General features: G+C 60.1%; 5 protein-coding genes and 1 pseudogene. 2 read left to right on the top strand and 4 right to left on the bottom strand.

Annotated elements, in window-relative coordinates; translation table 11 throughout:
- From A2J01_RS05160 to A2J01_RS05150, 3 genes are all read right to left on the bottom strand, one after another.
- Positions 1-1,409 (bottom strand): hypothetical protein (locus A2J01_RS05160; protein ID WP_082900798.1); only part of this gene is annotated, 1,409 nt, incomplete at its 3' end.
- Between the two features lie 156 nt (positions 1,410-1,565).
- The gene (locus A2J01_RS05155; RefSeq protein WP_064112237.1) at positions 1,566-2,660 is read right to left on the bottom strand and encodes a DUF4238 domain-containing protein; all 1,095 of its coding nucleotides are present in this window, start codon (positions 2,658-2,660) and stop codon (positions 1,566-1,568) included.
- A gap of 196 nt (positions 2,661-2,856) precedes the next feature.
- Positions 2,857-3,348 (bottom strand): DUF6301 family protein, encoded by a 492-nt coding sequence (locus A2J01_RS05150; protein ID WP_058228384.1) that lies wholly within the window; start codon positions 3,346-3,348, stop codon positions 2,857-2,859.
- A gap of 445 nt (positions 3,349-3,793) precedes the next feature.
- Here A2J01_RS05150 and A2J01_RS05145 point away from each other — a divergent pair, with 445 nt between their 5' ends.
- Entirely contained in the window at positions 3,794-4,297 is a 504-nt protein-coding gene (locus A2J01_RS05145) for a DUF6301 family protein (protein ID WP_064112236.1), read from the top strand.
- Between the two features lie 158 nt (positions 4,298-4,455).
- On the opposite strand, the gene A2J01_RS05140 is transcribed toward A2J01_RS05145, so the two are convergent.
- A complete protein-coding gene (locus A2J01_RS05140; protein ID WP_064112235.1) occupies positions 4,456-5,211 on the bottom strand; it encodes a DUF4429 domain-containing protein in 756 nt (251 codons plus the stop codon).
- Positions 5,212-5,399: 188 nt separating this feature from the next.
- On the opposite strand from A2J01_RS05140, the pseudogene A2J01_RS05135 reads away from it, so the two are divergent.
- A pseudogene (locus A2J01_RS05135) lies at positions 5,400-6,051 on the top strand (hypothetical protein); the annotation flags it as partial.

Raw genomic sequence — 6,051 nt, 5'->3', positions numbered from 1 at the left:
TCTGAACTCGTGCGGACCGCAGCGATGACCCTCTCCATCTGGTGCTGGTTGGTTGCGATCGCTTCGTTGATGAGCCGGTCGCGTTCTTCACTGTCGATGAGACCGAGTTTGTGGGCTATCCGCGCCGGCACGGGTATCGGTCGGTCGAAGTTGATGGGGACGCTGTCATCGCCGGGATAGTGGATTGGTTTCGTGACGTACAGCAAGTCGGTGTCCTGCGGGCTGGGGAAGTGACGAAGAATCATCTCGACGAGCAGTTCAGGTTTGAGCGGACCGGCTTGCTTGGTGATGAGCTCGAATCCAGGTACCGGCCGGCGACCTCTCGGCGTCAAGATTGTGGGCCAGAGGAGTCTGTTGCTGCCGGACGTGACGTCGAGGACCCGGCCGGAACTGAGGTGATCCGCCCAGACGTTGTCGAGAGTTTCCGTGGACGCGAGGGTGTAGGGCCGCCATGTTGGCGGCAGGATGAGGGTCCATCCGGGCGGCTCCATGATCAAAGCGTGCAAATGCCTTGGCGGCGGCGCGACCTCGGTGTGGACGAGCCAGGTGTGAAGATCAGCAAGATAGAGCTTTCGGCGTGCCCGCCATACCAGCCCGGCACCACGGCCCTCGGAATCGACTGCACCGTCCGCCCGAAGGAGTCGCTGGTGTTCGATCAGTAGGTCTGGCCATTCGGCGTCCCGGTCATCTTGGTTATAGAGAATTCGGTCCATCTGTTCGGTCTTCGGTCCGGACAAGAGCGCGCGGGCAATGGAATTCGCGGCGAGGCGTCTACGTTCGCCGTGCCATGCCTGATCGCCTTCCTGCAATTCGTGCGCCAGTCTGGTCGCCGGGCCCACTGGTCCGACTGCTCGTCTTTTCCGGAGGTCCTGGTCGCGCTTCTGCTTCTCCGCGTAAGCGTTCTCGAGGATTTTTAACTCTGAACCGGACAAGGTCGAGGCAACGACGAGGCGCCACAGACCGCGTGCAGTGCGTTGACGGATCAGCGGTTTGATCCCCTCGAGGTTGGCATCGGAAAATGGTTGGACCCGTGCGATTGCAGTCATCACGGCATCGGTGAGCCTGCGAGCTTGGTAGTCGCGATGGCCGCGGGCACGTGACTGTCCCGGCACGCTGAAGGCGAGCTGTTTCGCCTTTTCAGCAGCATCCTCGGGCAGTCGCAACCGCAGCTGTACACCGGACTTCGGCTTGCCTCGACCTGCTGGAGTGGGATAGCGCATCACCGTTGCAATGTGAGTCAGCCGATTGTCGCTGTCGTCATAGTCTCCGCCGGATCGTCGTCGTTGATCCTCGATGTACTCAGCCAGAAGTTGTCGAACCGTCGCATCACGCGAGAGCCCGCGGTGTTCTACCACCTGGTCGAGTGCGTCGGCGGCGCACTGAGGAATTCGAACATTCGTCTCCAGCATGAGTGAATTATCCGTCGCGATTCAACAGTCTTGATCAATGCGCGGTGCCGGCGTGCTTGCGCCATCTGTCCTGGGGCGATGACAGGTCCCTGCGGGGTGTGCATGTGCTGACGGTGTGTCCAGTTTTCAGTGCCGCGCTGCTGTACTTGGCGCAGGTCATGGCGTGGAAGCTGTCCAGCGTTGGAGTGGCCATTCAGGCGCGTTGAGCCCTGCCCATCGACCAGGTGGTGGGCGCAATGCCTCCCAAAAGTTTGTTGCGGTCGATCGATCGAACGGAGGTAAGGGAGGCAGTGTCATATGTGCGGAAATGTCGCTGGAGGTTTCCTCGTAAGTGAATTCGATTGCATTGGAGGCGATTTCGAGGTTTTCTGCCCGGGTCTCCTCCGGGCTGAGCGTGAAAGGTGGCCGTAGACGATGACTTTCAGGTGTTGCAAGCAAGAGTCGGTGCGGGCCAATCGGGAACATCACTAGTGCCGCAGTGGCAAGAGCGGGGGCGGGATAGCGTTGCTGCCCCGGCCAGCCGATGAGCACGACGGGTTCGTCGCAGGTCAGTAGCGGTTGCTCGGAGGTCACGAGCCACCAGGTGCGCTGAGCCAGAAGCGGGGCGATGTGTTTCTTCCAAACCTTGATGGCGGTGTCGATCGCAGCTGCTTTAGGCCCCGTGTACTCAGGTTGGAGCATGATTTCGTCGATAATCTGGTGGTGCCGTGCTGGTGTGTAGTCGATACCTGTTGCTGCGCAGAGGATAGGCAGTAGTGCGCGGTGGTCGAGTGCTTCACGGACGTTGAACCGATCGCGAGCACTGCTGATGTCCAGGTTTCCTGCACGTGCTCGGGGCGTGCGCTGGCTTTGAAGGCCGACGAACACGGCTAGATTCCCGCTCAGATTGGGATCGGTGATTTTCCCAGCCGCGCGATTGTCGAGCGATCGAAGCCACCGCGCAGCGGCGTCTTCAATCCTGGACATGTGCGTTTCGAACCACAGGTCCGGCTCCACGTCGGCGTCGATGTCGTCACCGACGATCTGATAGAAGAACTCGTCGTTTGCGATCGCGTCCGGCAGGTCGAGATCGCTGCGTCCTGTCGCGATTTCGGTGAACCGCACTAGCGGGCTTTCGGGTCCGGAGGCCCACCGTCGCAGATACATCTGTGGGACGAAGTGATGTATTCGTGTTCGCTGTGAATTGTTGCGTGTGCGTTCCTTGGATCGTTCGATCTCAGCGTCGCTGAGCCATTTGTTGGCACTGCCCATAGCCGATGACGATAGCGTTTGGGCCAAGCCGTTTTGCGCGGTGTAGATCCCGCGCCAACCCCCTGACATCAAGGAGCGGCCCCGTGCCAACTTCACAGTACGATCCGACCATGCGTACCGACTTTGACCGTGCTGCCGAAATTGCACGCCTGGCAGCAGAATTCGACTGAACCTGGTCAGGAGATGGCCTCGATCGCTAGTCCTCGTCCTCGTCCTCCGGTTCGGGCTCATCCATCCATGCCTGATATCCCGGACTCGTCAGACGCAAGTCGATCGCATTGACACCCAGGTGCAGTGAAATGACCGCTTTCGGCAGATCCCACCGGAGAGCTGCCTTTGGTTCGGGTTCGGCGCTCGTGGCTGTCCCCAGGAGTGCGGTAAATGCCACATCGAGGTTCGTGAACCCTTCGTCCAGCAGCGGGCGCACCACGGTCATGGGCGTAGCATCATCTGCCACGTCCGTGACGAAGATCGAGATCCAATTCATTCTGTGTTGCCGCCCGAACATTATCGATTCGGGCTGACCGACGCGGAGTCCGGTTCGAATCGAGGCGCCGGTTTGATCCAATTCAACGAGTTCCCATCCAGCCTGTGCGCAGAAGGGTTCGAGGTCGTCGACGGCCCAGGTCCAGTCGAATGCTGCGGCGAGGCGGGCGATCCGGGTGGCGCCTTCGATGTCGACGTGCATGTGCGGATGCTACTTCCTTCTTGATCGTTGTTGACGACGGATCAATCGTGGGGGCGTCGAGGTGAGGGTTGGCGGGTTGTCGGTTATCGGATGCCGGCACCGTAGGTCAGCACCTTGCCAGCCTCGCGTGGGTCGACGTCCGTGACGGCCGGTTGCGGCGTGCTGATGTTGACGACCATCGACTGGTCAACCTTCTTGTCGGTGTTCGCGGGCCAGGAGAGAGCGGTGAGGGGGTTATTGGTGGTGGATGAGGTCTGGGAGGGTCTGGGCCATTCGACGCAATGAACGGCATGCGTGGCTGCTCGGCTTATGGTGCGTGGGTGATGACATGCGGGGGAGGGACGCGGTCGTGGTTGGACTTGGCCCCGTCGTGATGTGGGAGGCTACGACCGCCTTGACGGCCACTGCCGAATCACCAACTCTGACTACGAGAGAGCTGTAAAAGATGCGAGCAGATATCGAACGCGCTGCCCAGGCGGTGCGCGTGGCCGCTGAGTTCGACTGGACGTGGACCGTCAATGACCTGCCGCCGTTCTGCGGTCAGGTCGGTTGGCAGTTCAGCGGCCTCGATGAGCAGGTGCCAGCAGCCGTGACCAATCTCGAAGTCAATCGCCCTGATGTGTCGGTGGGCGTCGCGGACATATCGACAACCGACTTGTCGCGAGCAATCGATGAGATCTCCTTCCGTGCCAGTGATGTGGTTCTCGGTCAGAGCGACTTGGAGCCTGAGCTGGATGAAGTTTTCAATGCACTCGTGGACCGGATGTTCGAACTGCTCGGGCAGCGGCCCACGGATTGGTGGATCGAACCGACCCGCGGCCTGCGCTGGGACCTTCCGGGCCTGGTGGTTAGGGCCCAGATCGGCGTCTCATCGGTCTGTGTGTATCTGCTCAGTCCTGCGTACCAGCAATGGTGCGACGAAATCGAGCAGAGCGCCGAGGATGAGTAACCGTGAGGTCGGTTGAGGCTGCGGCCGGCCCGACTCGCTGTCATTCCTGAAAATCGATAGCTTGCGCAGCTCGCACTAGGTGTATCCGGCCATCAGGTCCAAGTGAGCACTTCGAGGTACGTCTGATGTTGTCCCATGCCGGGACAAGCGGTGGAGCGCTAGCTCTCTGCCGCTCGACTGGCTGAGTTGAGCGCGGATGCGAAACTGCGGGCCAGCAATTCGGCATTGCCGGGAACCTCGACCATGATCTCTGTGCCGCTCGGGAACTCGATCGTCAGGTAGAGGTTGTGCGATTGTTTCTTGGCCATCGCACCGATCATGGTTCCGGCGCCCGGGTTGATCGCTGTACCTAGCGCCATGCGCGTGAGGGTCGTACGTTGCTGGGTGCCCCCGATCTCGACGGACGCTCGGACCCCAGCGACCCTGTAGCGCTGTCCCTTGTACGTCAGGATCTTGCCGTCGAGCTTGAACCCGCCGAAGACTGCCTTCTCCGGAGGCGGTGGGCCAACAGCGGGATCCACCGGCACATTGACCGACACCGCGGCCGGCGCCGGCGCCCGCTGCGGAGTCAAATCGTCGCCGAAGCCAAGAATCGGCTCGGCAGTTTGAACGGCAGCGTTGAGTGCGGCGACCAGCGCGCCGATCTTGTCCTTGCCAGTGATGTAGTTGAAGTCAGCACGGCCGTCACGGTTATGCCCTTTGCGTCCACGAAGGAGCAATCTCATCTCGCCGGGTTTGGATGCGGTCGCCTCACGCCAGGAAATGCCCTCGATTGCACCTACTGGGACTATCCAGGGAGACGCTGCCCGCTTATTGCGCGGTTGACGCCAGTGCGTGTGCTCGAATGTGACGGTCCCCGCCACGTCGTCGAACTCGACTGTGGACCCTGAACCGGCGTATCTGTAAGCGGCCATCGGAATATCAAAGCAGACGCTCTGGTGGCAGAACGCTGGACTCACGGCAATTGGGCGGTCCGGGTGATTCCGTTGGATGCAAACACTTAACTTTCCACTACGTCGTTGCCTTCACCAGAATTCTCGAGCCGTAAGGTTCTCTCCCGGCGGTCATCTCTGGTCGCAACTGACTATTCAGGAGTGCCGCCATGATCGTCGCCAGGGCTGTCTCGATATCCACGCTTCGTACGACTGCATTCTTTGCCGCTACCGCGATCGCGATTTCTACCTTGGCTGGATGCAGTACCGGACCCAGCACTGGTGACGCCGAGGTCTTGTCTTTCGAGGGACTCGAATTTCCGAGCACTATTGAAGTCGATTCGGCCGGAAACGTATTCGTGACGGACTGGGGCCACGATCGTGTTGTCAGGCTCGACGACGCGACTAATGAGCAGTCAGAGGTTCCCTTCCGAGATCTCACCGACCTTGCCAGTATCACGGTCGGGAGCGAGGGAAGCGTGTACGTCAGCGAGGGAGAGGGAACCAACTCGCAGGGACGGATTCTGAAGATGCCAGCTGGTGGCACCTCGCAGGAGGTTCTGACAACGCGTGAGCATCCAGGTGCGCTCGCTGTGAGTGATTCCGGGGTTGTCTACTTCTACGACTTCGGTAGCCCAGTCATCTACAAGTTCATTCCTGAAACGAAGTCAACCGAAATCGAAGTAGCTCTCGTCCATACAAATTTTCCGGGATTCGATCAGTACTTCAACGATATTGCTCTCGGAAATGACGGGAAACTCGTTGCGATCACGGGGCTGCCCGATCCTCGAATCCTCAGGGTCCTGTCATCGCAGATGCTGG

Origin of the sequence: Rhodococcus sp. EPR-134, from assembly GCF_001647205.1 — a bacterium.
In the GTDB taxonomy this organism is placed as follows: domain Bacteria; phylum Actinomycetota; class Actinomycetes; order Mycobacteriales; family Mycobacteriaceae; genus Rhodococcus_F; species Rhodococcus_F qingshengii.
This window is presented reverse-complemented; position numbering and strand designations above follow the sequence as displayed.

What these genes read in the sequence shown, in the direction of transcription:
- A2J01_RS05140 (WP_064112235.1), bottom strand. Translation starts at nt 5,211, where the DNA reads ATGGCCGCTTACAGATACGCCGGTTCAGGGTCCACAGTCGAGTTCGAC.
- A2J01_RS05155 (WP_064112237.1), bottom strand. Translation starts at nt 2,660, where the DNA reads ATGGGCAGTGCCAACAAATGGCTCAGCGACGCTGAGATCGAACGATCC.
- A2J01_RS05150 (WP_058228384.1), bottom strand. Translation starts at nt 3,348, where the DNA reads ATGCACGTCGACATCGAAGGCGCCACCCGGATCGCCCGCCTCGCCGCA.
- A2J01_RS05145 (WP_064112236.1), top strand. Translation starts at nt 3,794, where the DNA reads ATGCGAGCAGATATCGAACGCGCTGCCCAGGCGGTGCGCGTGGCCGCT.